General features: G+C 64.7%; 22 protein-coding genes, 1 tRNA gene and 1 rRNA gene. 13 read left to right on the top strand and 11 right to left on the bottom strand.

Annotated elements, in window-relative coordinates; genetic code table 11:
• Nucleotides 1-81 precede the first annotated feature (81 nt).
• Nucleotides 82-2,901, top strand: a complete 2,820-nt coding sequence (locus MC381_RS06615) for an insulinase family protein (protein WP_251976950.1) — start codon at nt 82-84, stop codon at nt 2,899-2,901.
• A gap of 86 nt (nt 2,902-2,987) precedes the next feature.
• Here MC381_RS06615 and sbcB read toward each other — a convergent pair whose 3' ends face one another.
• The 4 genes from sbcB to minC all read right to left on the bottom strand — a co-directional run bounded on the left by sbcB (nt 2,988) and on the right by minC (nt 6,450).
• Nucleotides 2,988-4,466, bottom strand: coding sequence for an exodeoxyribonuclease I (gene sbcB / locus MC381_RS06610; protein WP_251976949.1), 1,479 nt, complete (start codon nt 4,464-4,466; stop codon nt 2,988-2,990).
• Between the two features lie 109 nt (nt 4,467-4,575).
• Complete coding sequence (minE, locus tag MC381_RS06605) at nt 4,576-4,845, bottom strand: cell division topological specificity factor MinE (RefSeq protein ID WP_251976948.1); 270 nt, start codon at nt 4,843-4,845, stop codon at nt 4,576-4,578.
• The gene (minD, locus tag MC381_RS06600; RefSeq protein WP_251976947.1) at nt 4,842-5,663 is read right to left on the bottom strand and encodes a septum site-determining protein MinD; all 822 of its coding nucleotides are present in this window, start codon (nt 5,661-5,663) and stop codon (nt 4,842-4,844) included. The genes minE and minD overlap by 4 nt, the downstream gene beginning before the upstream one ends.
• Nucleotides 5,664-5,709: 46 nt before the next feature.
• Nucleotides 5,710-6,450 carry a septum site-determining protein MinC gene (gene minC / locus MC381_RS06595; protein WP_251976946.1) on the bottom strand — a complete coding sequence of 247 codons (741 nt, stop codon included), beginning with the start codon at nt 6,448-6,450 and terminating at the stop codon, nt 5,710-5,712.
• A 234-nt stretch (nt 6,451-6,684) separates the two neighbouring features.
• On the opposite strand from minC, the gene MC381_RS06590 reads away from it, so the two are divergent.
• The gene (locus tag MC381_RS06590) at nt 6,685-9,456 is read left to right on the top strand and encodes a DUF349 domain-containing protein (protein WP_251976945.1); all 2,772 of its coding nucleotides are present in this window, start codon (nt 6,685-6,687) and stop codon (nt 9,454-9,456) included.
• 28 nt (nt 9,457-9,484) lie between these two features.
• Nucleotides 9,485-9,561: transfer RNA gene (locus tag MC381_RS06585), tRNA-Met, on the top strand.
• A gap of 156 nt (nt 9,562-9,717) precedes the next feature.
• Here the strand turns inward: MC381_RS06585 and MC381_RS06580 are convergent.
• Nucleotides 9,718-10,542 carry a DUF3750 domain-containing protein gene (locus tag MC381_RS06580; protein WP_319022835.1) on the bottom strand — a complete coding sequence of 275 codons (825 nt, stop codon included), beginning with the start codon at nt 10,540-10,542 and terminating at the stop codon, nt 9,718-9,720.
• A gap of 112 nt (nt 10,543-10,654) precedes the next feature.
• Here MC381_RS06580 and MC381_RS06575 point away from each other — a divergent pair, with 112 nt between their 5' ends.
• On the top strand, nt 10,655-11,590 hold the full coding sequence (locus MC381_RS06575) for a tetratricopeptide repeat protein (protein ID WP_251977464.1): 936 nt from the start codon (nt 10,655-10,657) through the stop codon (nt 11,588-11,590).
• A 73-nt stretch (nt 11,591-11,663) separates the two neighbouring features.
• Here MC381_RS06575 and MC381_RS06570 read toward each other — a convergent pair whose 3' ends face one another.
• Entirely contained in the window at nt 11,664-12,815 is a 1,152-nt protein-coding gene (locus tag MC381_RS06570) for a MalY/PatB family protein (RefSeq protein WP_251976944.1), read from the bottom strand.
• Between the two features lie 40 nt (nt 12,816-12,855).
• Here MC381_RS06570 and MC381_RS06565 point away from each other — a divergent pair, with 40 nt between their 5' ends.
• From MC381_RS06565 to MC381_RS06545, 5 genes are all read left to right on the top strand, one after another.
• Nucleotides 12,856-13,326 carry a hypothetical protein gene (locus MC381_RS06565; RefSeq protein ID WP_251976943.1) on the top strand — a complete coding sequence of 157 codons (471 nt, stop codon included), beginning with the start codon at nt 12,856-12,858 and terminating at the stop codon, nt 13,324-13,326.
• 451 nt (nt 13,327-13,777) lie between these two features.
• The gene (gene ybaK, locus MC381_RS06560; RefSeq protein ID WP_251976942.1) at nt 13,778-14,260 is read left to right on the top strand and encodes a Cys-tRNA(Pro) deacylase; all 483 of its coding nucleotides are present in this window, start codon (nt 13,778-13,780) and stop codon (nt 14,258-14,260) included.
• Entirely contained in the window at nt 14,257-14,583 is a 327-nt protein-coding gene (locus MC381_RS06555; RefSeq protein ID WP_251976941.1) for a hypothetical protein, read from the top strand. The genes ybaK and MC381_RS06555 overlap by 4 nt, the downstream gene beginning before the upstream one ends.
• On the top strand, nt 14,552-15,073 hold the full coding sequence (locus tag MC381_RS06550) for a DUF501 domain-containing protein (protein ID WP_251976940.1): 522 nt from the start codon (nt 14,552-14,554) through the stop codon (nt 15,071-15,073). Before MC381_RS06555 ends, MC381_RS06550 begins: the two co-directional genes overlap by 32 nt.
• Nucleotides 15,074-15,176: 103 nt before the next feature.
• The gene (locus MC381_RS06545; RefSeq protein WP_251976939.1) at nt 15,177-15,722 is read left to right on the top strand and encodes an LOG family protein; all 546 of its coding nucleotides are present in this window, start codon (nt 15,177-15,179) and stop codon (nt 15,720-15,722) included.
• Nucleotides 15,723-15,737: 15 nt separating this feature from the next.
• Here the strand turns inward: MC381_RS06545 and MC381_RS06540 are convergent, their stop codons facing one another.
• Entirely contained in the window at nt 15,738-16,703 is a 966-nt protein-coding gene (locus tag MC381_RS06540; protein ID WP_251976938.1) for a DMT family transporter, read from the bottom strand.
• A gap of 172 nt (nt 16,704-16,875) precedes the next feature.
• Here MC381_RS06540 and MC381_RS06535 point away from each other — a divergent pair, with 172 nt between their 5' ends.
• A complete protein-coding gene (locus tag MC381_RS06535) occupies nt 16,876-17,793 on the top strand; it encodes a LysR substrate-binding domain-containing protein (RefSeq protein WP_251976937.1) in 918 nt (305 codons plus the stop codon).
• 53 nt (nt 17,794-17,846) lie between these two features.
• On the opposite strand, the gene MC381_RS06530 is transcribed toward MC381_RS06535, so the two are convergent.
• Together MC381_RS06530 and MC381_RS06525 are read right to left on the bottom strand one after the other, a co-directional pair.
• On the bottom strand, nt 17,847-18,341 hold the full coding sequence (locus tag MC381_RS06530) for a hypothetical protein (protein ID WP_251976936.1): 495 nt from the start codon (nt 18,339-18,341) through the stop codon (nt 17,847-17,849).
• Nucleotides 18,342-18,459: 118 nt separating this feature from the next.
• On the bottom strand, nt 18,460-18,954 hold the full coding sequence (locus MC381_RS06525) for a tetratricopeptide repeat protein (RefSeq protein WP_319022834.1): 495 nt from the start codon (nt 18,952-18,954) through the stop codon (nt 18,460-18,462).
• 300 nt (nt 18,955-19,254) lie between these two features.
• Here MC381_RS06525 and MC381_RS06520 point away from each other — a divergent pair, with 300 nt between their 5' ends.
• From MC381_RS06520 to MC381_RS06510, 3 genes are all read left to right on the top strand, one after another.
• Nucleotides 19,255-20,292, top strand: a complete 1,038-nt coding sequence (locus MC381_RS06520; RefSeq protein WP_251976934.1) for an NADP(H)-dependent aldo-keto reductase — start codon at nt 19,255-19,257, stop codon at nt 20,290-20,292.
• A gap of 46 nt (nt 20,293-20,338) precedes the next feature.
• A complete protein-coding gene (gene yaaA / locus MC381_RS06515; protein ID WP_251976933.1) occupies nt 20,339-21,127 on the top strand; it encodes a peroxide stress protein YaaA in 789 nt (262 codons plus the stop codon).
• A 116-nt stretch (nt 21,128-21,243) separates the two neighbouring features.
• The gene (locus tag MC381_RS06510) at nt 21,244-22,074 is read left to right on the top strand and encodes a Tim44 domain-containing protein (protein ID WP_251976932.1); all 831 of its coding nucleotides are present in this window, start codon (nt 21,244-21,246) and stop codon (nt 22,072-22,074) included.
• An 80-nt stretch (nt 22,075-22,154) separates the two neighbouring features.
• Here MC381_RS06510 and MC381_RS06505 read toward each other — a convergent pair whose 3' ends face one another.
• Both MC381_RS06505 and rrf read right to left on the bottom strand, forming a co-directional pair.
• A complete protein-coding gene (locus tag MC381_RS06505) occupies nt 22,155-22,355 on the bottom strand; it encodes a hypothetical protein (protein WP_251976931.1) in 201 nt (66 codons plus the stop codon).
• A 456-nt stretch (nt 22,356-22,811) separates the two neighbouring features.
• Nucleotides 22,812-22,910 (bottom strand): 5S ribosomal RNA (gene rrf / locus MC381_RS06500); the annotation flags it as partial.

The following is a 22,910-nucleotide window of genomic DNA, read 5'->3' as shown; positions in this document are numbered from 1 at the left end:
CGAGCGAACCGGTGCCGCGCCACGCCGACGCTAGCGCTCGCCGCGTCCGTTAACCAGCCTTACTCACAGAAGGGAGTTACCATGCCGCGATTCCACGCCGGCCCCGCTCGCGCCAGACGCTGGCTGGCCGGGTTTCACCTGCTGATCGGCCTTCACCTCGTCACCACCGCCGCTTTCGCAGATCCCGCACCGACGACACCGATACAGAGTCCTAACGACCACCGCGAGTACCGCGCGATCACGTTGGACAACGGCCTCGAGGCGCTGCTGATCAGCGATCCCGCTGCCGACAAGGCCGCCGCGGCCATGGACGTCTCCGTCGGCAGCGACAACGACCCCGACGACATGCCCGGTCTGGCGCATTTTCTCGAACACATGCTGTTCCTGGGGACCGAAGGCTATCCGGACCCTGACGGCTACCAGCGGTTCATCAACCAGAATGGCGGCTCGCACAACGCCTTCACCGCCGATCAGGACACCAACTTCTTCTTCGACGTCGATCCCGAGGCATTCCCGGAGGCGCTCGACCGCTTTTCGCAGTTCTTCATTTCACCGCAGTTCAACCCGGACTACGTCGACCGGGAGCGCCACGCCGTCAACTCCGAGTACCAGGCGCGCCGCGACGACGACGGCCGGCGTATCAACGAGGCACTCGGCAAGGCGCTCAACCCCGCGCACCCGATCAACCATTTCGCGGTCGGCAGCCTGGATACGCTCAACAGCGAGAAGCGTCCGCTGCGCCAGGCCCTGCTCGACTTCTACCAACGCCACTACGATGCCAATGTGATGCATCTCGTCGCTCTGTCGCCGGCACCGCTCGACACGCTGGAACAGCAGGTGCGTCAGCGCTTCGCCGAGATCCCCGACCGCGATCTCGAGAAGCCGGTCATCGACGCGCCGCTAGCGACCGCCGACGAATTGCCGGCGACGCTGCGCGTCCAGCGTCGCGAGGCGCGCCAGCAGCTCGAGTTCCTGTTTCCGATCGACGACCCGATCGCCCACTACACCACCAAGCCCGACGACTATGTCGCCAACCTGCTTGGCCATGAAGGCGAAGGGAGCCTGCTCGCCAGGCTACGTCAGGCCGGCTGGGCCGACGGTCTCTCCGCCGGGACGCGGCAGAGCGACGGCCGCGAGGCGCTGTTCGACATCTCGATCAGCCTGACGCCGGCCGGCCTGTCCCATCTCGACGAGATCCAGGCCAGCCTGTTCGACCAGATCCGCCGAATTCGCGAACAGGGCGTCGAGGCGTGGCGCTACGACGAGCAAGCGACGCTGGCCGAACAAACCTTCCGCTTCCAGCAACGCAGCGATCCGATCGACACCGTCAGCGGGCTCGCCATGAGTCTCGCCTATTACCCGCTGCAGGATGTGCAGTACGCGCCCTACCGCATGGATGACTTCGATGCCGACGCGATCGACGACCTGCTGAAGGACCTGACGCCGGACAACCTGTTACGCGTCTACAGCGGGCCTGACGTGGAGGGTGAGAAAACTACGCCCTATTTCGGCGCCCCCTATCGCCTTGCCCGTGTCGCCCAATGGCCGCGAGCCGAGCCGCTCGATGGCCTCGCCCTGCCCGCCCCCAATCCCTATATCGCTGACGATCTGAGCCTGCAGACGTTCGATGCGCAGCCGCCACAGCAGCTGGTCGAGACGGGCAGTCTCGAGATATGGCATCAGGCAGACAGCGATTTCGGCGCGCCTCGGGTGGCATGGCACTTCAGCCTGCAGAACCCGGAAGCCTCGATCGATGCCCGCCACGCCGCGCTGACCCGCCTGCTGGCCGGCTGGCTCAATGATGGGCTCAACGAGCGCTTCTATCCGGCAACGCTGGCCGGGCAAGACTTCTCCGCCTACGCCCACGGCCGCGGCATCACGCTTGCTTTCTCCGGCTGGCGCGATCACCAGATGCGTCTGATGCAGACCGTGGTGGCGCAGCTGGAACAGGGCGAAATTACCGACGCCAGCGTCGAACGCGTTCGCCAGGGACTGATTCGCGACTGGCAGAACGCGCCGCAGGACGCGCTCTACTCTCAGGTGCGCCGCACCCTCGGCGAAGCACTGATTCGCCCCCAGGTGAGCACCGCCAACCTGCTGGCGGCGATTCGTGACCTCGACGCCGACGATCTGCGCGCCTATCGCCGCACGTTCCTCGGATCGCTCTACGTACAGGCGATGGCCGTCGGCAATCTGGATGCGACACTCGCCCATCGCGAGGGACTTCAAGTCGCCAACGCGCTTGCGCCCACCTTGCGCGCGAGCGATATTCCGCCACTCGCGGTGCTCGACGTCCCCGCGCAGCCGCCGGTCCTGCACCCCGCCACAACGCGCGACGATGCCGCCATGCTGCGATATCTTCAGGGCACCGATCGCTCGCTGGAGACACAGGCCAGTCTCGCGATCCTCGGCCAGCTGATCGGCCCGCCGTTCTTTGCCACGCTGCGCACCGACGAGCAGCTCGGCTATATCGTCAACGCCGGCTATGCGCCGCTGCTGGACGCTCCCGGGCTGGCGCTGCTGGTCCAGTCTCCCAGTGTCTCCAGCACGACCATCGGCGAGCGCATGGATGCCTTTCTGGCCGACTTCGATTCGCGTATCGCCGCGCTCGACGAAGCCCAGCTGGCCCCCTATCGGCAGGCCGTGGTGCAACAGCTGCGCCAGCGCGACCAGTCGCTGTCGGAGCGCGCCAGCCGTCTATGGCAGACCCTGGCCTACCCGCAGGTCGACTTCGAGCGCCGCGAGCATCTGGCCGAACGGGTCGAGAGCCTGACTCCCGACCAGCTGCAGTCGGCCTGGCAGGCGCTGCGTCAGACGGCGCCACTCACGATCAGTGCCGATGCTGGCGATCAGGCCAGCGATATCGATTCGCTGATCTCAAGCTTCACGCCGCTGCCCTGAACGACACCGCCCGCCCAGGCAACGTACCTACAAAAACACCCCGGATCGGCGATCCGGGGTGGCTCATCTGACACCGCCGCTGCGATTCAGTAGGTGCCGAACGCCTGCTCAGGCATGATCGACTCGACGTACATCACCAGCTCCTCGAGTATCTGGCGCTGGCGATCCTCGAGCGAGGTCTGGTTGAGCCGCTCGATCTCGCGCGCGAACTCCTTCAGCGTTAGCGCCCCACTCTGCGCATCGTTCATGCGTGACCAGCGGTAGGCCTCCCACTGCGACTTCTCTTCACTGGAGAGCGTCTCCGGGTAGGAGCGCGCGCGCAGTCGAAACAGCATTTCCTCCAGCCGCGGATCCTGGAAGGCGAACCCGGTATCAGCGAGCGCCTCGGGATGCGTGGCATGCACCCGCTCCATCGCCTGGCGGTCATGCGGCGAGAAGAAGCCTCCGGAGTAGAGCATCAGGTCCGGGTCGCGCGGCGGGTCGGCCGGCGCCTCGGAGAACGCCATTGCCGCCTTGGTCGCGGATTCCGGGTTCTGCACCAATGCCTGCCAGTGGCGCTCGCACAGATCGCGATCCAGGCCGAGGCGATTGGCCACCGAGGCATCGGCCGCGGAGATCGGCAGCACGACCGGGCTGCGATTGAGATGCACCACCTTGAGCGGAATCCGGGCCTCGCCCTCGGCGAGTTCGCTATCGCTGACGAAGACCCGGGCACGAATCTCTTCGGCGGAGAGCGAGAACAGCGGCGCCGGGTCGACTGCCAGGTCGTAGACGATGACCCCATTGGGGTTGGACGGGTGCGCCGCCAACGGCACGATCAGCGCACTGCAACCCCGGCTGGCCGGATAGCGGCGCGAGACATGCAGCATCGGTTTGCGCGCGTCGATATCGAGCAACTGCGCAACGCGACGCTTGCTGCGCAGCGACAGCAGATAGTCGAACAGCTTGGCATTGCGCTCGCGCAGCAAGCGCGCCATGCCGATGGTGGCGCGTACGTCCGAGAGCGCGTCGTGCGCGCCCTCGTGAGCAATACCATTGGCCGCGGTCAGGTGCTCCAGCTTGAAGCTCGGCGCGCCATCGTCGCGCAGCGGCCATTCGATACCGTCCGGGCGCAGCGCATAGAATGCGCGCACGGCATCGATCAGATCCCAGCGCGAGTTACCGTTCTGCCACTCACGCGCGTAGGGATCGATGAGATTGCGGTAGAAGAGATGGCGGCTGACTTCATCGTCGAAGCGCAGGCTGTTGTAACCCACCGCGCAGGTGCCGGGCACACGCATCTCCGCCTGAATACGCGCGGCGAACTCGACCTCCGGCACTCCGCGTCGAAGGGCCGCCTGCGGCGTGATACCGGTGATCAGACAGGCCTGCGGATGGGGGATATCGTCATCGGCCGGGCGCGCATAGAGCGTCAGCGGCTCGCCGATCTCGTTGAAATCGGCGTCGGTGCGAATCGCCGCGAACTGCGACGGCCGATGCCGTCGCGGATCGGCGCCGAAGGTTTCATAGTCGTGCCAGAGAAATGTGGGCTCTGCCTGGGGCTGACCTTTTCCGCTCGGGGCCATTCCGCTCTCCGCCTGCGCAAAACGGCAAGACTAGCACAGCCAGCCGGGCGTCTCATGCCGGCCGGACGTTCCCGCCAGCCAGTCGGCACCGGCACTGTCGAACGCCAGGCTAGCGCTTGGCGTCCTCGACGTCGTTGGGCAGGGTCACGTTGAGCTCCAGCACCGAGCAGTCGTTGTCGCTGTCCAGGCTGATATTGATCGCGTCCTGATCCACTTTCACATAGCGACGGATCACTTCCAGCAGCTCCTGCTCCAACATCGGCATGTAGTCCGGCTGACCGCGCTGTCCGCGCTGGTGCGCCACGATAATCTGCAGGCGCTCCTTGGCCACCGACGCGGACTTCTTGCGCTCACCCTTGAGGAAATCGAGTAGTCTCACCGGCGGTTCCCTCCTCCGAACATGCGCGCGATCAGCCCTTTCTTCTGCACCAGTTGAAAGCGCAGCGGCACGTCCTCGCCCATCAGTCGGGAGACGGTGTCGGCGTAGGCCTGCCCGGCATCGCTCTTGTCATCGTGAATGACCGGCACGCCCTGGTTGGACGCCCGCAGCACGGCCTCGGACTCGGGAATCAGTCCGACCAGATCGATCGCCAGAATCTCGCGGATATCTTCCAGATTGAGCATGTCGCCGTCATCGACCCGATTGGGGTTGTAGCGTGTGATCAGCAAGTGCTCCTTGATCGGATCCTGCCCCTGTTCGGCCCGGCGCGACTTGGAAGAGAGCAACCCGAGAATGCGGTCGGAGTCACGCACCGAGGAGACTTCCGGGTTGGTCACGACGACGGCCTCGTCGGCGAAGTAGAGCGCCAGCTGCGCGCCTCGCTCGATGCCGGCCGGCGAATCACAGATGATGTAGTCGAACTCGCCAGCCAGATCGGCCAGCACCTTCTCCACGCCCTCGAGCGTCAGCGCTTCCTTGTCGCGCGTCTGAGAGGCGGGAAGGATATGCAGGTTCTCGGTGCGCTTGTCGCGAATCAGCGCCTGCTTCAGCCCCGCCTCGCCCTGGATCACGTTGACCAGGTCGTAGACCACGCGACGCTCGCACCCCATGATCAGGTCGAGATTCCGCAGGCCCACGTCGAAGTCGATCACCACGGTCTTGTTGCCGCGCAACGCCAGCCCCGTGGCAATGGCCGCAGCACTAGTCGTTTTACCGACGCCACCCTTACCGGAGGTTACAACGATGATCTTGGCCAAGATGAACTTCCTGTTACCCGAAAAATGTTGATCGCTCCCGCGCTGATCAAGTCAGCGCCGAGATCCGCAATTGGTCTTCCTTGAGCTGCACCTGCACCGAGCAGCCCAGCATCCTGGGATCGATGTCTTCCAGACGCTTGTAGGTACCCGCAATGGAGAGCAGTTCGGCGTGCAGGTCGTGACAGAAAATGCCCGCCTCGCGGTTGCCGTGAATGCCAGCGAGCGCCCTTCCGCGTAGCGGCCCGTAGACATGCACGTTGCCGGCGGCCAGCACCTCGGCACCGGGATTGACCGCACCGATGACAACCAGGTCGCCTTCCGGTGCCGACACCTGCTGCCCCGAGCGCACCGTGCCGCGATGAATACGGCCACCGGGCATCGTCTCTACCGTGCCTGCCGGCAGCGCTGCCTCGGCCGGTTCCTCAGGCTCCACGACGCGCGGCTCGACCGCACGCGGGCGATTCTCCTGCGGCGGGAACCAGCCGAGACCGAGCGCCCAGGCGGACTGCTTGACAGGATCGGAGCCACCGCGCACGGCCACGGGCAGCAGCTTGTGCGCACGGCACACCGCACAGATCCGCTCGAGCGCAAGGTGCGGCTCGTCGACCTGCTCCACGCTCAAAACGACGGGCGTGTGCTGAAAGAACGCCGGGGCCTGACTGATCTTGCCGGTCAGCTGGGCGCGAATCCGCTCCGGGTCGCCGCTGGCCAGCTCCATGACCGTCATCGGCAGCATGCCGCCCTTGAATGTAAAGGCAGTATCTGCCCGATCCCTGTTGAGACTCATGACCGAACTCCGCAGCGGGGGGAATGGGGTTACGCTAAGCGAGGGCGCACGTCGCTGCAACCGATCATACGACCGGCTCGACCTTTTGTCAGGTGTCGCCAGTGGCCGACGTCACGACCTTTGCAGGCTTTTATCACCCGCCGTCAGATGGTTAGATAGAAAGCTGCTGTCGACACCCGCCCCAGGCGGGGTCGATCACCGCCAGCCCGTCGTTTTCAGGATGCCACATCGGCCATGCCAGGACTCTTTCAACGCCTGTTCTCTTCCCTGTGGCGAAGCGCCCGGTGGGAACATCGGGACCCCGCCATTCGTGCGCGCGCCGCTTCGCAACTGGGCCCGGATGCCCTAGACACACTGGCCCGCCTGGCTCGCGATGACGTGCCAGCGGTACGCGCCGCGGCCGTGGCGCGCGTGGACGACCCGAGCCCCCTTCTCGCCTGGCACGCCGCGCACCCGAGCGACGAGATCTTCCAGCGCCTGCTCGATCTGCTGGGCGGGCGCGTCAGCGAAGGCCCCGACCTGACGTCGCGGATCGCGCTGATCGAAACGCTCGACGACAGTGCCCTGCTCGATGCGCTGGTCGCCCACGGCGACAACCAGTCGCTGCGTCTGGCCGCCCTGGCCCGCATCGAGGACGAGGCGCGCCTGATCCATCACGCCAGCGAGAACGGCATCACCGCCGTGCGCCGTGCCGCCGCCGAGCGTGTCACCAGTAACGATGGACTGACACAGCTGGCACGCCAGGCGCGCCGCGACAAGCAGGTCGCAAGGCTGGCACGCGAACGCCTGGCCGAGCGCCGCGCCGATGCCGAACAACGGGCGGAGCGGGCTGCCGAACGCGAGAAGCTGCTGAGCGCGATCGAGGCCCATGCCCACCGCCCATGGGAGCCGATGTACGAAGCTCGCCTGAAGCACTGGCTGCAAACGTGGGAGTCGCTTGTCGATGGCGCCGACGACGGTCAGCGCGAACGCTTCGATGCCGCCGCGAGCGACTGCCGCCGGCGGATCGCCGAGCATCAGCGGGCCCATCGGGAACTCGAACAGGTCAAGCACGCCAAGGCCGAGGCGCGGGCGACCCGCGAAAGCATTCTCGACACCCTGGAACAGGCACTGGCCGTGGTCACGCAGGTCTCTCCGCTGACGCCGGATGCCATGCAGCAGCTGAGCGCCAAATGGCGGCTGCAGACCGAGCGCTGGCAGGAGATTTCCGATCACTATGGCGTCAGCGACGACCTGCGCGCACGCCACGAAGCGCTGGATCAGCAGGTACAGACGATCTGGCTGGCCTGGGAGCGGCTGCAGCAAGAGAGCGCTCCGCTGCGGGCGGCGATCGACGAGGGGCGCGATGTCGCGCCAGTGCTCGAGCGACTCGCCTGGCCGGCAGCCCTGCCGCCGACCGAGCTGGTACAGGAAGCGCAACAGCAGCGTCTGGCCACGCCCGACGACGAGGCCGCCGGCGGCGCCCGCGAGCCCCGCAGCGTTTCTCCGGATGCCTTCGCCGAGCAGTTGGCGACTCTCGCTGAGGCGCTCGATCAGGGCCATTATCGCGCCGCCACGCAGCGCCATCGCGAGCTGCGCCAACAGCGGGAAGCGACCGGGCCCTTGCCCGCCGAGCTGGAGCAGACCTACAAGCAGCAGACCGCCCGTCTGGCAGAGCTGCGGGACTGGCGCGGCTTCGCCGCCGCGCCCAAACGCGAAAAACTGCTTCACTCGCTCGAAGCCCTCGTCGAGGCCCGGGAGCAGCGCGACGCCGAGCGCCACCGTCAGCATCAACGCCTGATTCGCGAGTGGCGTCAGTTGGGTGATGCCGCGGCCACGCGGGAGTTCGCCCAGCGTTTCCGCGCGGCTTCCGACAACCTGCATGCCCAGTTGGCCGACTGGGAAGCAGAACGGGACGCCCGCGAACAGGACAATCTCGCCGCGCGACAGGCGCTGTGCGAACATCTGCAGAGCCTGCTCGACAATCCCTCCGACAACGCCGACCCGGATGGGCTACGACGCATCCGCGATACCGCTCAGGAACAGTGGGATCGACACTGGCCGATTCCTCGACGGCAGGCTCAGGCGCTGGGGCGACGCTATGCGCGCCTGCGTCACCGGCTGCAGACCTTGATCGACGACCGGGCCGGCGACATTGCCACCCACAAGCGCACACTGGTCGAACAGGCTCGACAGCTCGCCGAGGATTCGGCCTCCGCCGCCCAGCGGGCCGAGCAGGCCAAGGCGCTGCAGCAGCAGTGGCGCGCCCTTGGACGCGCGCCCAAGGGCGTGGAGCAGACGCTTTGGCGACAGTTCCGCAATCACTGCGACACCATCTTCGCGGCTCGCGATAGCGTACGCGGCGAGCAGCAGGCCAAGCAGCTACAGCACTTCGAAGCCATGCAGGCACTCATCGACCGTCTCGATGCCTGGCAGCCCGCCAGCGCCAACGAACGCCACGTGCTCGATGCCGCGCTCGCCGAAGCGCAGCGCCTGGCACCGTTGCCGCGCAGTCGGCGCAGCGACGGCATGGAAAAACGCTGGCAGGGCATCGTCCACGCTCGCGAGGTCACGCTGGACCGGCTGGCACTGGCCGAACGCGCCCAGCGCTGGCCGAGCTACCGCGCCGCGCTGGAAGCCGCCATCGGTGGCGACCTGCCCGAAGCCGTACCCTCCGACATGCGTGCCGCACTCAAGGCGCGGCACGCCCAGGCCACAACCCCGCAAGATGCCGAAGAGCGTCTACAACGCTGTCTGGTCCAGCTCGACCTGCTGGCCGGAGAACCGATTCCCGAAGCGCTCGAGCCGCTGCGCCTAGAGGTACAGGTCGCGCGTTTGAACGACGGCCTGGGTCGTCCGCCCTCGCCGCCGGAAGAACTCGAACAGACTCTGGCGCGCCTGCTCTCCATCGCCCCGCTGTCGGCAGAGACCTGGGCACGCTATGTGGACGCCTTCGAGCACGTCCTCGGACGCCTCGCCCACAGCCATCACCATCAGACATCGAACGAAAGTCTTGACAGGGCCTAAGACGTACGTATAATTCGCCCCACGTTGATGCGGGGTGGAGCAGTCTGGTAGCTCGTCGGGCTCATAACCCGAAGGTCGTCGGTTCAAATCCGGCCCCCGCTACCAAATTTTTTAACCGGTGCCTTCCCCAGGCACCGGTTTTTTTTGGTCGGTCACTTTTGGCAGAAAGGTCGCGCCCCACGCGACAGATCATGGCGTCGATCGGTAGCGGCCAGCCGACGCGATCGATTACCTGCGACCCACCGATCTCACGACGACAACCTAGCCTGAGGCCGACAAGGGCGCCGCCTGCTCGACCTCTCGCTCGCCCTCGACACCGGTCGGCTGGGCCATGCCGACGCGACCGATGCCCGGCAGTTTGAGTGCCGGCGACTGGAAGTCGACGCCGACGGTCAACCCGAGCAGATCGAACTCGATACCCTCGTCCAGTGCGACCATCACACCCAGCAGGCCACCAAAAGAGAGCTGATAGCCGGTGTGCGACGGCGCCCTAGCGACGATACCGTCGGGCAGGTAATCCTTGCCCAGCGCATTCGGCGGAAAATCCACGGAGAGCTCGGGCACCTGCCGCACCACCCAAGCGATAAAGGTATTGCTGTTGGGGCCGGGCCAGATGCGATAGCGATCCGCTTCCGGGTATTGCGGCACGACGTCTTCGATCGTATCGATGGCACGCGCGGCTGGCTCGCCGCGGATATCCGCCAGCAACGTCGGTGAATTGCCGTACCACTGGCGGTCGGGGGGCGCGTAGCCGCTCTCGACCGTCGGCCGACGCCAGCTCAATACTTGGTAGACACGATAGCGGCTCGCGCCTGCCGCCTTGGTCGCGATCCAGGTATGAACCCCAAAGGCGCCACGCCATTCGAAGGTGCGGGCAGCGTAAACCTGCACTACCGCCTCGCGGACACGATCCGGATCCGGCGCCAGACCACTGGAGTCGCGGTTCGCCGTCTGCCAGTCGGCATGAAAGGGAACCTGCTGAGAAGCCAGCATATAGGCCGGCCCGAGCAGCAGAACCAGGACCAGCAACAGCAACGCACCGCCCATTTTCAATAGCCGGCCGATCGAGCGGATCAATAGTGTCAAAGGTCAGTTCCAGTGGCGTCAGGAGAGCGAGCGAGGCGCCGAGGGGTTGAATCCGACGCTCATCACCCACATCTACTTTGCCAAATCCGAATCGGACATCAAGGGCTTTTCCATGGCTATCGTCGATCCTCGCACCGGACAACCGCTCTCCAGCCCGGAGACCAGCGGCTCAGGCAACCAAGACACCGGCGCCAGCGCCGAGCAGGTCATCGTCGACGTCACGCTGGAGAACTTCCAGCAGGTCGTGCTCGAGGGCTCGATGCAGCGCCCCGTGGTGCTGCAGAGCTGGGCCTCCTGGTGCGAGCCGTGCAAGAATCTCAAGCCGGTTCTCGAAAAGCTCGCCAAGGAGTATGGCGGCGCCTTCGTGCTCGCCCGCCTGGATATCGAGGCCTACCCGCAGATCGCCTCGCAGCTGGGCATCCGTTCGGTACCGGACGTCAAGCTGATTGCGCAGGGCCAGCTCTATGATCAGTTCCAGGGCGCGCTGCCGGAAAGCCAGGTTCGCGAGTGGCTGGGCAAGTACCTCGAGGCGCCCGAAGGCGCCTCGCAGAGCCCTGAAGAGATGGCCGAAGCGGCGCTAGCCGACGGCGACACCGCCACCGCACAGGCGATCTACCAAGAGCTGATTCAGCAGTACCCGGAGCACTACGACTATCAGATCGATCTGGCGGGCGTATTGGTCGCTGCAGATCAGGTAGACGACGCCAAGCAGCTGCTCGACAGCCTGCCGCCCGAGCACCGCGAAGCCCCCAAAGCACGCGGCGTGCGCGCGCGTATCGCGTTCGGCGAGGAAGCGCCCACCCAGGCCGAGATCGACGCCCTCGGAGAGCGCAACGATAGCGAGGCCAACTTCCAGCGAGCCATGCGCCAGATCGCGGACGGTCGCTACGAAGACGGACTCGAAGCGTTGCTGGCCCTTTTGAAGACAGACCGCGCCTACGGTGACGACGCCGCCCGCAAGACCCTGCTACGGGTCTTCGACGCCCTTGGCGCCGACCACCCGCTGACCGTGACTTACCGCCGCCGCCTGTTCGCCCTGCTCTATTGAGACGATCACCGCATTGAGCGAAACCCCCGCCCCGGCCAGCCGCCGGGTCGGGGGTTTCCCGATGGCGTAGCGATCACGCTTTCAACAGACGGTCGAGACGCTGCAGCGCCTCTTCCAACCAGCCGCGAGGCATGCCGAAGTTGAGCCGTACAAAGCCCGGCCAGCCGAAATCGGCGCCATCGGAAAGCGCGACCCGCGCCTCCGCCAGCAGACGCTGTTGCGCCTCCATGCCTAACGAACTCCGGCGCAGGTCCAGCCACGCCAGGTAGGTGGCCTCCGGCGTCGACATCGAAACATCGGGCCACTGCGCGGCATGATCCTGCAGCAGTGCCAGATTGTCGCGCAGTACGCCCAGAAGCGCCTGGCGCCAGGCCTCCCCCTCGCCGTAGGCGGCTTCGGCGGCACTCAGCCCAAGCACGTTCACGCTCGGCAGCAACCCGCTCGCGGCACGTTGAAAGCGCCGGCGCAGGGTCTCGTCGGCGATGATCGCGCAAGCGGCGGAGAGACCGGCAATATTGAAGGTCTTCGACGGCGCCCAGAGCGTGACAAGACGCTCGGCCAGCTCGGGACAAACGCGCCCCAGCGGCCGATGCGGCTGGGTCGGGTCGAGGATCAGATCACAGTGGAGTTCGTCGGACACGACGATGAGGTCATGGCGCTGCGCCAGTTCGCCCAGCTGGCGCAGCGCCGTCGGCGTCCACACTCGACCGGTTGGGTTGTGCGGGTGACACCAGAGCAGAACACGGGTGTTGGGACGAATCGCCGCCTCCAGCGCCGCCACGTCCAGTTGCCAAGTGTCCGCCGCTGTCTCCGGCTCTGCCAGCGCAAAGGTCTGTGCCTCGCGCCCGGTATTGTCGGCCACCCCCAGAAACGGCGGATAGATCGGGGTGGCCGTCAGCACCCCCTGCCCTGGCTCGCTGAAGGCGAGTGCCGCCAGGTTGAGCGCCGGCACAACGCCCGGCACCCAGATTTGCCAGTCGGCCTCGATCGACCAGTCGTAGTGGTGCTGGCTCCAGTCGCAAAGCGTCTGCCTGAGACGTTCGGGAACCCCACCGTAGCCGAAGACGCCGTGATCGACGCGCGCACGCAGCGCGTTGATCACGGCCGGCGGGGAGGGAAAGTCCATGTCGGCGATCCACAGTGGCAAGACGTCGTCGTCGTACTGCTGCCATTTTTTCGTCGGATGCTGGCGACGATCGATATGCGTGGCAAAATCGAAGTTCACGTTAACGCTCTCGTAGTTGTCGATAGGAAAGGAAACCTCAATGGTCGAACGTTCGTCCTCCTCGCATAGCGCTCTACGGGATGACGCCCGGGAGCGCCCGTTCTACGCGCGGGTGGTCAGCGGCAGCCCCAACCTGGTCGGCCACTGGTTGCTGCTGGGTCAGGCCGATCCCGACCGTCTGGCCATGATTCTGGCCGATACGGCTCGTATCGCCAAACTGGGCGAGCCCGACGCGACACCGGACGGCGCCACGCTGACCGCCTGGAGTGCCGGTGGCACGCCCCCACTTTGGGCGGCACGCACCGCGCTCTTTCTGCTGGTCCAGATGCCGGCCCGGCCCGTTCCCCGGAATACCGACGAAGCCTGTGCCTGGGCCTACTGCTGGCTACGCAACCGGGACTTTTCGGATCTGGAATCGGCCCTGCGGGCGCTGCCGGATCATCTCCAGGAGAGATTGGAAGCGCCGCTGGCCGCCGCCTGGCAAGACTTTCGCGGGCAGCGGCTGATTTGAAGCATGCCCGCGCCGGTTCGATGCCTTCAGCCACGTCGCAGCCGCGCGTGACGCTTGGGCACAAAGCCGTCCGGTTTGGTGGCCAGCCTCTCGACGAACGCACGGATCGGCGGATGCGCCAGCAACGCCTCGCGACTCGCTCCGGTATCTGCCAGGTCGCGCTCGCTAAGCGTACGGTGCAAAGGGGTGTGACAGGGCCGACAGATCCACCGTATCGCGGCATTCAGTCTCTCCCGATCGTAACGCTTGCGATATCGCGGTTTGCGATGCAACGTCTTGGGTATCAGGTGGTGGCGTATCAACAGCACCGTTCTGCCACAGAGGGTGCAGCGCTCATTAATGCGGGTGTCCATCGCGGTAGGAATTCATCGCGAGTCGCTAGAGGGAGGCTTCATAGGGTGATCAACATAGAAACCGTCGACGTTCACCGCCGGACCCATCGAGGGCGCCCATGACACCAGCCGTTCGTCTTCTCGAGAGCCACGACATCCCCCATGACGTCACCGCCTACGAGCTCGACGCCGCCTCCGAGTCCTATGGCCTCGATGCCGCGCGCGCGCTGTCGTTGAACCCGGCCGCCGTCTTCAAGACACTGCTGGCGCAGCTCGACGACGGCCGTCTGGTGGTGGCCATGGTCCCGGTGGACGCCACGCTCGACCTGAAGGCGCTAGCCAAGGCCGCGGGCGCGCGCAAGGCACGGATGGCCGACATCGCTGCCGCCGAGCGCAGCACCGGCTACCAGGTCGGCGGCATCAGTCCATTGGGCCAGAAGAAGTCGCTGCCGAGTTTTATCGATGCCAGCGTGCTCACGCTGGACCGCGTACATGTCAGTGCCGGGCGTCGCGGCCTCGAGCTGACGCTGGCGCCGACCGATCTGATCGCGTTGACCCAGGCCGGCACACACCCGTTGGCGCGCCGCCAAGAAGCCCCGTGATCGATTTCGACCTGTGGATCGACCCCGACGACCGCAAGCGCCACCGCCTGGTCGAACGCGCGCTCGAGGAATACTTCATGCAGCGCCTGGCGGATTACCCGCACCTGCGATTGCCGGGGCCTGATCCCTACGACTATGATGCGCCGTTCAATCGCCTGTACACGACGCTGGTCGAACGCGCACGCGAGTACTGTCTGCGCGAGTATTGCTACTCGCCCACGCCGATGCAGCTGAGCCGAGCCTTCTATCGTGCCGTGGCTCGCTCCAACAAGGTCATACTGGATTCTCACCATGGTGATTCTCACCCATCAGACCCCGACTGACGCCCAACTTGCCGTGATCACCGAGCAGCTGGGGCGTCCGCCGCGAGGACTGGAAGCGGTCGCCGCGACCGACAGCACCGGCCGTCCGCTGGTGCTACGCATGGCACCGATCGTCGACGACGCCCCCTTTCCGACGCTCTACTGGCTCAGCTGCGAGCGCCTTAAGGTCGTGCTGTCGCGGCTCGAAGCGGCGGGCGTGATCAAGGAACTCGAAGCCAGCCTGCAGCGCGACCCCGAGTGGCTGGCGAGCTACCACGCCAGCCACGAGGACTATGTCCGCCAGCGTTGGGAGTTCATGACCGATGCGCAGCGCGACGAGATCGAGCAACGCGGCTTCGGTGAGCTGATGCGGCGACGCGGTGTCGGCGGCATCACCAACTGGGACCAGGTCCGCTGTCTGCACACCCAGTACGCGCATCATCTCTGCGGCGACAATGCCATCGGCCGCTGGCTCGATGCGCAGCACGACGTGGCTGACAGCATTCCCTGAGCGCTGTGTAAAAGGGGCTGTGTAAAAGGGGTTGAGTGAACGGCCAGCCCAGCGAGCGACGATTTCCAAGTTACTCTTTTCCACGATCGCAAGGAGCGTCAACGTGCAAATCTGTGTCTATCTGGGCTCGCGAGAAGGCAAGGACCCGCGTTTTGTCGAGGCCACCGAAGCGCTTGGCGCCGCCATCGCCGCACGCGGCTGGGGTCTGGTCTACGGCGGTGCCCGCAACGGCCTGATGGGGCGCCTGGCGAACGCCTGCCTGGCCGGCGGCGGCGAGGTAATTGGCGTGATGCCGGAGCATCTCGTCCAGCGTGAGGTGTCTCACCAGCACCTGACACGCCTGATTCGTGTCGACAGCATGCATGAGCGCAAGGCAGCCATGGCCGCACACGCCGATGCCTTTATCGCCCTGCCGGGCGGCATCGGCACGCTGGAAGAGCTGTTCGAGATCTGGACTTGGCGCTATCTGGACCTGCATGACAAGCCACTCGGCGTGCTCAATGCCGCCGACTTCTATACGCCGCTGCTGACCTTCCTCGACACCACGGTCGAGTATGGCTTTCTCGATCCGGGCACGCGCCGGACGCTGATCGCCGATACCAACATCGAACCGCTGCTGGATCGGCTAGCGCAGTCACAACAGCGGTAAGTCAACGGGAAGCACTCACCGCCGGTCGGGCATCAGTCGGCGCCATCCCGGCAACAGGATCGCACCGGAGGCCATGATCAGCGCCATGCCCAACAGGTTGTTCATGGCCGGCGTCTCGCCAAAGCAGAGCCATCCCAGCACCGCCGCGAAAAGCAGATAGGCGTAGTCGAAGATACCGATCACCGTCGGCAAACCGGTCTGAAATGCCTTGGCGGTCATCTTCGCGGTGATGCTGATCAGGACCGCCAGCGCGGTAATGGCAGCAGCGCCCATCCAGCTCCAGGCCACGGCTTCGGGCGCAGGGCTGAACGACTCCCACCCCCAGGGCAGCATACCGCCGATCATGATGACGCCACTCAACAACAGCAGCGCTGTGTTCATCGCCGCCGCCAGGATGGTCGAATCCGTATTTCGCAGCCGCGTGCGCGTCATCAGTTGAGCGACGGCATACAAAGCGGCAGCTAGAATCGGTAGCAGCGTGTAGCCATTGATTTCGGCCCGCCACGGCTCAAGCGAGGTCACCACGCCGGTGAGGCCCACCGCCAGGGCCAGCGCTCGGCGAGGGCTGAACGACTCCACCTTGATCACGATGCTGAACAGGCAGATGAAGATCGGCGAGGTATAGAAAAGCGCCGCCGCCAACGACAGTGACAGGTGCGGTAGCGCAACGTAATAACAGAGCCACATACCGGCGAGGAGAAGGCTTCTCACCGCGACGAGGCCGCAGTGATGCCGAGTATCGGTGCGCCGCGCACGCGCCGAATTGCCACGGCGCGATACGCCATAGAGCGCCGCTAACAACACAACCGCGGCCGCGGAGCGCACCACGATCAGCCACGATAAGGAAACGTCGGTTGCCAGCGACTTGACCAGCGCATCGCCGGCGGCCATGGCAGCAACGCCGGTCAGAATCGCAGGGACACCTTGCATCGAGGAGGCATCGACCACGCCGCGATCGGTACGACCGTCGGCATACGTCATACTTGGGCTATGGGCGGTTTTCGACATGAGAGCACCGTTAACATCGGCCCCGCCTTCGGGGCAGCTCATAGACAGGCATCGATCCATGGATTCGACTCGATACTGATCCCCATCGCCCCCGTCGTCACACGATGTATTTGTCGCTTCACTTGCGTTTGCGTAAAGTCAAAGCATGCCGACTCGCTTCCCTTCTCTTCCCCCACTGGCAACGCTGCGCCCGTTCGAGGCCGCGTCGCGTCATCTCAGTTTCAAACGCGCTGCGGCGGAACTCTCGCTCAGTGAAGCGGCGATCAGTCGCCAGGTTCGTCAGCTTGAGACACACGTCGGCTGCGAGCTTTTCGTGCGGGGTCATCGCCAAGTGAAGTTGACGGCGAACGGCGAAACGCTGGCGCGTTCGGTTGCGCGAGCCTTGTCCGAAATCGAGGGCGGCGTCCGCGCGATTCGGTCACGAAGCCGTGGTCACGTCGTATTGCGTATCGAACTCTACTTGGCGATGTACTGGCTGGTACCACGCCTCGGAGCCTTTCACCGTGCCAATCCCGATCTTCGCGTGCAGCTGGCGGCGGCGACCGAGCCTTTGAGTCAGGCGGAGACCTCGTTCAACCTTGCGATCCAGAGCACCGAGCGCCCGGACGGTGGATACGAATGCTGTCTGACGGCAGCCGAGCAGATTTTCCCCTTCTGCGCTCCCGACCTGGCAAGCCAAGGGTCGCTGACACTGCAAGATCTGGCCACGTGCCGTCGTTTTTCGTTCACTCGGCTCGAGGGCGATACCTGGCTGGATTGGGAAGGCTGGATGCGACAGGTCGGATTTCATGGCCGACTGGGGCCGCCGGCGGAGGTCTACGATAGCTATCCGCTAATGATCCAGGCAGTTATGGCGGGAGAGGGGATCGGGCTCGGTTGGGCGCGCGGGCTGGGCGATCTCATCGAGCGCGGCGTGCTGGTCAATCCGGTTCGGGAGAGCCTTCACCAAGCCCGGGGCATTGGCCTCTACAGGGGATGGGATCGTGGCGACGAGGCCAGCACTGACCGAGTACTGGCCTGGCTCGAGACCGAGCTCAATGCCCCGTTACTTGTGTCGGCCTGATCGGGAACCGTGACTGGGCAGGCGCAAGATGACGCTGTCGTCAGCAAGCCCTCTCAGCCACACCGATCGCGCGAGGCGGCGTAGGTGAGCTGGAGGAGTCTGGCGTCCTCACCGGCACGATGGCGCCGAATGCCGTGTTCGGCAATCAGCGTTTCCTTGGTTTCGCTCCAGCAGGTGAGCTGTGCTTCGGAGAGCAGACGGCGCAGGGATTCGAGGCGGAAGCGCGGCAGCATGCCAGCTTGGTCGAAAAGCAGCGACAGCCAGGTATTGTCATATCCCCAGCTGTCGCTATAGGCGATACCGATGTCGCTCAATTCGTCGTTGAGCCATCGCGCCACTTCCACGGCCGGATGGCCCTCGCGCATCAAGCGTGCCCGGGAAATACCATGCAGCAGCTCCGCCTTGGGATCCCAGTGGGTCCACGCCTCGGCCGGCTGGATCAGAAAGGCACACTGACTGCCGTCGGCACGCGCCAACCCGACCTCGATCGGATAACTACCCCGGCCAAAGCCGGAGGCCTCGATGTCTAACAGGGTGGGCAGCAACACCTTGCGGGCTCCCTATCCATGATGCCGTCTCATCTTGCGACGCCGATGATGCGCCATCATGACAGCGTTGGCGCCCGAGTTCACCCATCGCGGATGAGAGAGCGCCGGTTATGCCGGCCTAGTGAACGGCCAGCGCCGGACGCGTGGTGTCGTGCGCCCCTTCGTGGCCTGACTCGCGCGCACGCTGCTGCCACTCGTCGGCTCGGCGGTCATCGCAGGGCAGCCCAAGCTCCCCCTCACGGTAGGCACTGGCAAGACGCTCTGCCGCCTGGGCGTGGCCGCTTTCACCTGCGCGCGCATACCAGGTCACAGCATGCTGATCATTGGGCTGATACTGGGAACAGCCCAGCTCGTAGATACGCCCCGCCTGATACTGGGCGTGCCGATCCCCCTGCTGGGCCGCCTGCAGCACATAGCGCGCACCCGTGGATTTCTCCCGCGCCGAGATGCCGCGGTGCAGTAGCACACGCCCGTAGAGCGACCGTGCCGGGACGTGCCCCGCATCGGCGCAGCGCTTGAACCAGCGCAGCATGAGACGCTGCTTGCCGGGAGAGCGTGTCATCCAGCGGGTGTGACATAGCTGCGTGGCCAGCCGGAACTGAACCCGCGTCAAGAAAGAGAACGCCTGTGGCATAACTGACAGTGACCTTGGTGACGGGGACCGCCGCTGACGATCCGGACTACCCTGTCGATCAAGACGCATCTTGTTCTTTATGACGCAACGCTGTTGGTAGCGCGTCGGAATCGACCCTTCGCAAGCACACCCGGAGCCCGAGTGGCGAAAGGCCGCAAGGATACGCCTACCCCGGTGGCGACTCAACCCCCCTGTTCACGGGCCGTTTGCCGCTTTTCCAAGCCCCCAGTAACATACGATTTTGCGACCGTTTTTTCCGCCTTTAACCTGGAGCGCGACATGCAGCAACGCCCACTTGGCAAGACCGGTATGCAGGTTTCTCGCCTGTGTCTCGGTACGATGACCTTCGGCGAACAGAACAGTGAAGCCGAAGCCCACGAACAACTGGATCGCGCGACTGCCGCCGGCATCAACTTCATCGACACCGCGGAGATGTACCCGGTGCCGCCGAAGGCAGAAACCCAGGGGCGCACCGAAGCCTATATCGGCAGCTGGCTGAAACGGCGCGGACGACGCGAGGATCTGATCATCGCCAGCAAGGCTGCGGGTGCCGGGCGCGGCATGCCGCATCTGCGCGGCGGTCCGCAACATACCCGTGAGCAGATTCATCAGGCGCTGGACGCAAGCCTCCAGCGTCTGCAGACCGACTATCTCGACCTCTACCAGCTGCACTGGCCCGACCGCCACGTCAACTGCTTCGGACAGCTCGGCTATCTCCCGGGAGACGACAGCCAGGCCACGCCGTTGGAGGAGACGCTCGACGCCCTCAAGGAAGCTCACCAGGCGGGCAAGATCCGCGCCATCGGCCTCTCCAACGATACCCCCTGGGGAGTGATGCGCTGCCTGCACCTTGCCGAGACCCAGGGCGTACCGAGGGTCGCCAGCGTGCAGAATCCCTACAACCTGCTCAACCGCAGTTTCGAGGTGGGACTTTCCGAGATTGCTCATCGCGAGGCCGTGGGGCTACTGGCCTATTCACCGCTCGCCTTCGGTGTCCTCAGCGGCAAGTATCTCGATGGGCAGAAGCCTGCCGGCGGTCGTCTGACGCTATTCGAACGCTTCTCCCGCTATACCTCCGAGCTGGCGCAGGAAGCGACGCGCGCCTACGTCGATATCGCCCGCGAGCATAGCCTTGATCCGTCGCAGATGGCGCTCGCCTACGTAACCTCGCGTCCCTTCGTGACCAGCAACATCATCGGCGCCACCACGCTGGAGCAGCTCGACGCCAATCTCGAAAGCGATGCCCTCACGCTATCCGACGAGGTTCTGGAGGCGATCGAGAACGTGCACCGTCGCATTTCCAACCCTTGCCCCTGAGACGTTCGCTCAATCCCGTCTCTCACCACGATCAGGAAGGCACGCCATGCTCAGTATTATCTCTCCGGCCAAGACGCTGGATTTCGAGACGCCCTCGACCACGCAAGCGGTCACGCAGCCGGACTATCTCGAGCACAGCCAGTCGCTGATCGAGATCCTGCGCGACTACTCTCCACAGCGCCTGGCGGCGCTGATGGGCATCAGCGACAAGCTGGCTGGCCTCAACGCCGCTCGCTACGCCGACTGGCACCCACCGTTTTCGCTGGATAACGCCAAGCCCGCCGCTCAGGCGTTTCAGGGCGATGTCTATGTCGGCCTGGATGCTGCGAACTTCAGCGACGCCGATAATGCTTTCGCCCAGTCGCACCTGCGCATTCTCTCCGGTCTCTATGGTCTGCTGCGGCCACTTGACCTGATCCAGCCCTACCGGCTGGAGATGGGGATTCGGCTGGAGAACCCGGCCGGCAAGGACCTTTATGCCTTCTGGCAGAAGACCTTGACCCAGGATCTCGATCGAGCGATCGCCGCCAGCAACAGCAAGGTCCTGGTGAATCTGGCCTCCAACGAATACAGCAAGGCGATCGACTTCAAGCAGCTCGAGGCCGACGTGGTGTCGCCGGTCTTCAAGGATGAGAAGAACGGCCAGTTCAAGATCATCAGCTTCTATGCCAAAAAGGCCCGAGGCCTCATGGCAGCATGGCTGATCCAGAAGCAGGTCGAGGATCCTCGCGCCCTGCTCGACTTCAACGTGGCCGGCTATCGTTATGCCGCCGATGAATCTACGTCCGGGAAGCCGGTCTTCCGCCGACGTGAGGCGGATCGGGACGCCGCCTGACCCGAGACGTCAGCCACCGTTCAGCTTGCATTCATGCCGGTCTGCGACAATGCGCGCGACGACGCGTGTGCGCGACCGGCACCGTTCTGCATTCAGAGGTTTTCCAGGAGAATTTCATGCGACATCTGCTCGTCATGTTGATGGTCGGCCTGCTCGGCTTTGCGGGCGCAATCGAGCACGCCGATGCCAGACGCTTCGGCGGCGGCAAGAGCTTCGGCTCCTACTCCCGCTCGGTCCAATCCACGCCGTCGACCAGCCGCAGCACGGCTTCGACACCGCCCCGCCAACCAAGCGCCGGACTGTCCCGCTTTGCTGGCCCACTCGCCGGCATGCTGGCGGGCGGCCTGCTGGCCTCGCTCTTCTTCGGCGGAGCTTTCGACGGTATCCGCATGCTCGATATCGCGTTGATCGCGCTGCTGGCCTTTATCGCCTTCCGACTGCTCGCCGGACGCAAGCGTCAGGCGACAGCCGCGGCAAGCCAGCGTGAAGCGACGCATCATGAAGCGCCCCATCACCCCCAGCCGACACCGTTCATGGCCGACGGCCAGCCGACATCAGGCGGCGGCATCGCGACCGAACCGGAATGGTTCGATCGTGAACGCTTCCTGGCGGGCGCCAAGGAGCACTTCCTGACGCTGCAGCGTGCCTGGGACAATAACGATCTGGAGCGTATCCAGGAGTACGTCACCCCGGAGCTCTACAACCTGCTCAAGAGTGAAAGAGCACAGCAGCCCGCCAATAACCGGACTGAAATCGTTCGCCTGTTCGCGGAGCTGGGCAGCGTGCAGGCGTTGAACGACGAAGCCGAAGCGACGGTTCTGTTCCACGGCATCCTCGAAGAGAATGGTGAAGAGAGCGAGTTCAACGAGACCTGGCACCTCAAGCGGGCGCTGCGCGATGGTGCGCCGTGGTATATCCAGGGAATCGAGCAGAATCCGACGACTTGATCGTTATTCTGGACGTGAAAAAGCCGGGCAATCTGCCCGGCTTTTTTTGATCATCAGCATGTCACTGGCGTGTGACGAAATCAGTTCTGCGCCTCTTCGGCTTCTTCCTGAATGTTCTCGCCGGTGTCTTCCATCGCATCGCCCGCGTCATCCACGGCATCGTCGACGGACTCGCCCGCCTGCTCAGCAGGGCCATCATCGTTATCGCAGGCAACGACGCCAAACGCCATCAGACCCAGCAACATGGCCATCGCCATTTTCTTTAGCAGATCGGTACGCATCTCAAACTCTCCTTGATAACTGCTTCCATGATTTTGCCCTTACACCATAGTCAGGGATCACACAGTCAGCCACCTCATCGAAGCGCTTTCGCAATACCTGCGCATTGCCGCACATTTCGTTACAGCCTGTCGGCCGGCGACGTCACTCGCCGATCTTCCCCACCCCCCCTTATCCACAAGCGGATTAGCGCGCCTGACATCGAACCGACTGGGGATAACTTAACGGGATCGGGTTCGCTCGTGGTTCGCTCGTAGCGACCGCCGCACCGGCCTCGATGCGTATGTCGATGCTTTCAGGCAGGCCGGAGGGTGGGCATGCGGGATGACGCCAGGCCTGGGGGCGAAGACCATACGCCCGGTTTTCGCGGCCCGGAGACGCGAACACCCCGGCCTCTGGCGAGACCGGGGTGCCCAAAAAGAAGAACCCCAGCCGATTGGCTGGGGTTCGGTATAGATGCCTGACGATGACCTACTCTCGCATGGGGAGGCCCCACACTACCATCGGCGCGGAGTGGTTTCACTTCTGAGTTCGGCATGGATCAGGTGGTTCCCACT

Source organism: Salinicola avicenniae, from assembly GCF_023736115.1.
Classification (GTDB): Bacteria; Pseudomonadota; Gammaproteobacteria; order Pseudomonadales; family Halomonadaceae; genus Salinicola; species Salinicola avicenniae.
Note: the sequence above shows the minus strand (reverse complement) of the source record. Positions and strands in the feature narration are given on the sequence as shown.

Coding starts and splice junctions, on each gene's coding strand:
- minC (WP_251976946.1), bottom strand. CDS start 6,450: ATGAGTCTCAACAGGGATCGGGCAGATACTGCCTTTACATTCAAGGGC.
- MC381_RS06520 (WP_251976934.1), top strand. CDS start 19,255: ATGCAGCAACGCCCACTTGGCAAGACCGGTATGCAGGTTTCTCGCCTG.
- ybaK (WP_251976942.1), top strand. CDS start 13,778: ATGACACCAGCCGTTCGTCTTCTCGAGAGCCACGACATCCCCCATGAC.
- sbcB (WP_251976949.1), bottom strand. CDS start 4,466: ATGGCCCCGAGCGGAAAAGGTCAGCCCCAGGCAGAGCCCACATTTCTC.
- MC381_RS06550 (WP_251976940.1), top strand. CDS start 14,552: ATGGTGATTCTCACCCATCAGACCCCGACTGACGCCCAACTTGCCGTG.
- MC381_RS06505 (WP_251976931.1), bottom strand. CDS start 22,355: ATGCGTACCGATCTGCTAAAGAAAATGGCGATGGCCATGTTGCTGGGT.
- MC381_RS06510 (WP_251976932.1), top strand. CDS start 21,244: ATGCGACATCTGCTCGTCATGTTGATGGTCGGCCTGCTCGGCTTTGCG.
- MC381_RS06615 (WP_251976950.1), top strand. CDS start 82: ATGCCGCGATTCCACGCCGGCCCCGCTCGCGCCAGACGCTGGCTGGCC.
- yaaA (WP_251976933.1), top strand. CDS start 20,339: ATGCTCAGTATTATCTCTCCGGCCAAGACGCTGGATTTCGAGACGCCC.
- MC381_RS06540 (WP_251976938.1), bottom strand. CDS start 16,703: ATGACGTATGCCGACGGTCGTACCGATCGCGGCGTGGTCGATGCCTCC.
- MC381_RS06535 (WP_251976937.1), top strand. CDS start 16,876: ATGCCGACTCGCTTCCCTTCTCTTCCCCCACTGGCAACGCTGCGCCCG.
- MC381_RS06590 (WP_251976945.1), top strand. CDS start 6,685: ATGCCAGGACTCTTTCAACGCCTGTTCTCTTCCCTGTGGCGAAGCGCC.
- MC381_RS06575 (WP_251977464.1), top strand. CDS start 10,655: ATGGCTATCGTCGATCCTCGCACCGGACAACCGCTCTCCAGCCCGGAG.
- MC381_RS06565 (WP_251976943.1), top strand. CDS start 12,856: ATGGTCGAACGTTCGTCCTCCTCGCATAGCGCTCTACGGGATGACGCC.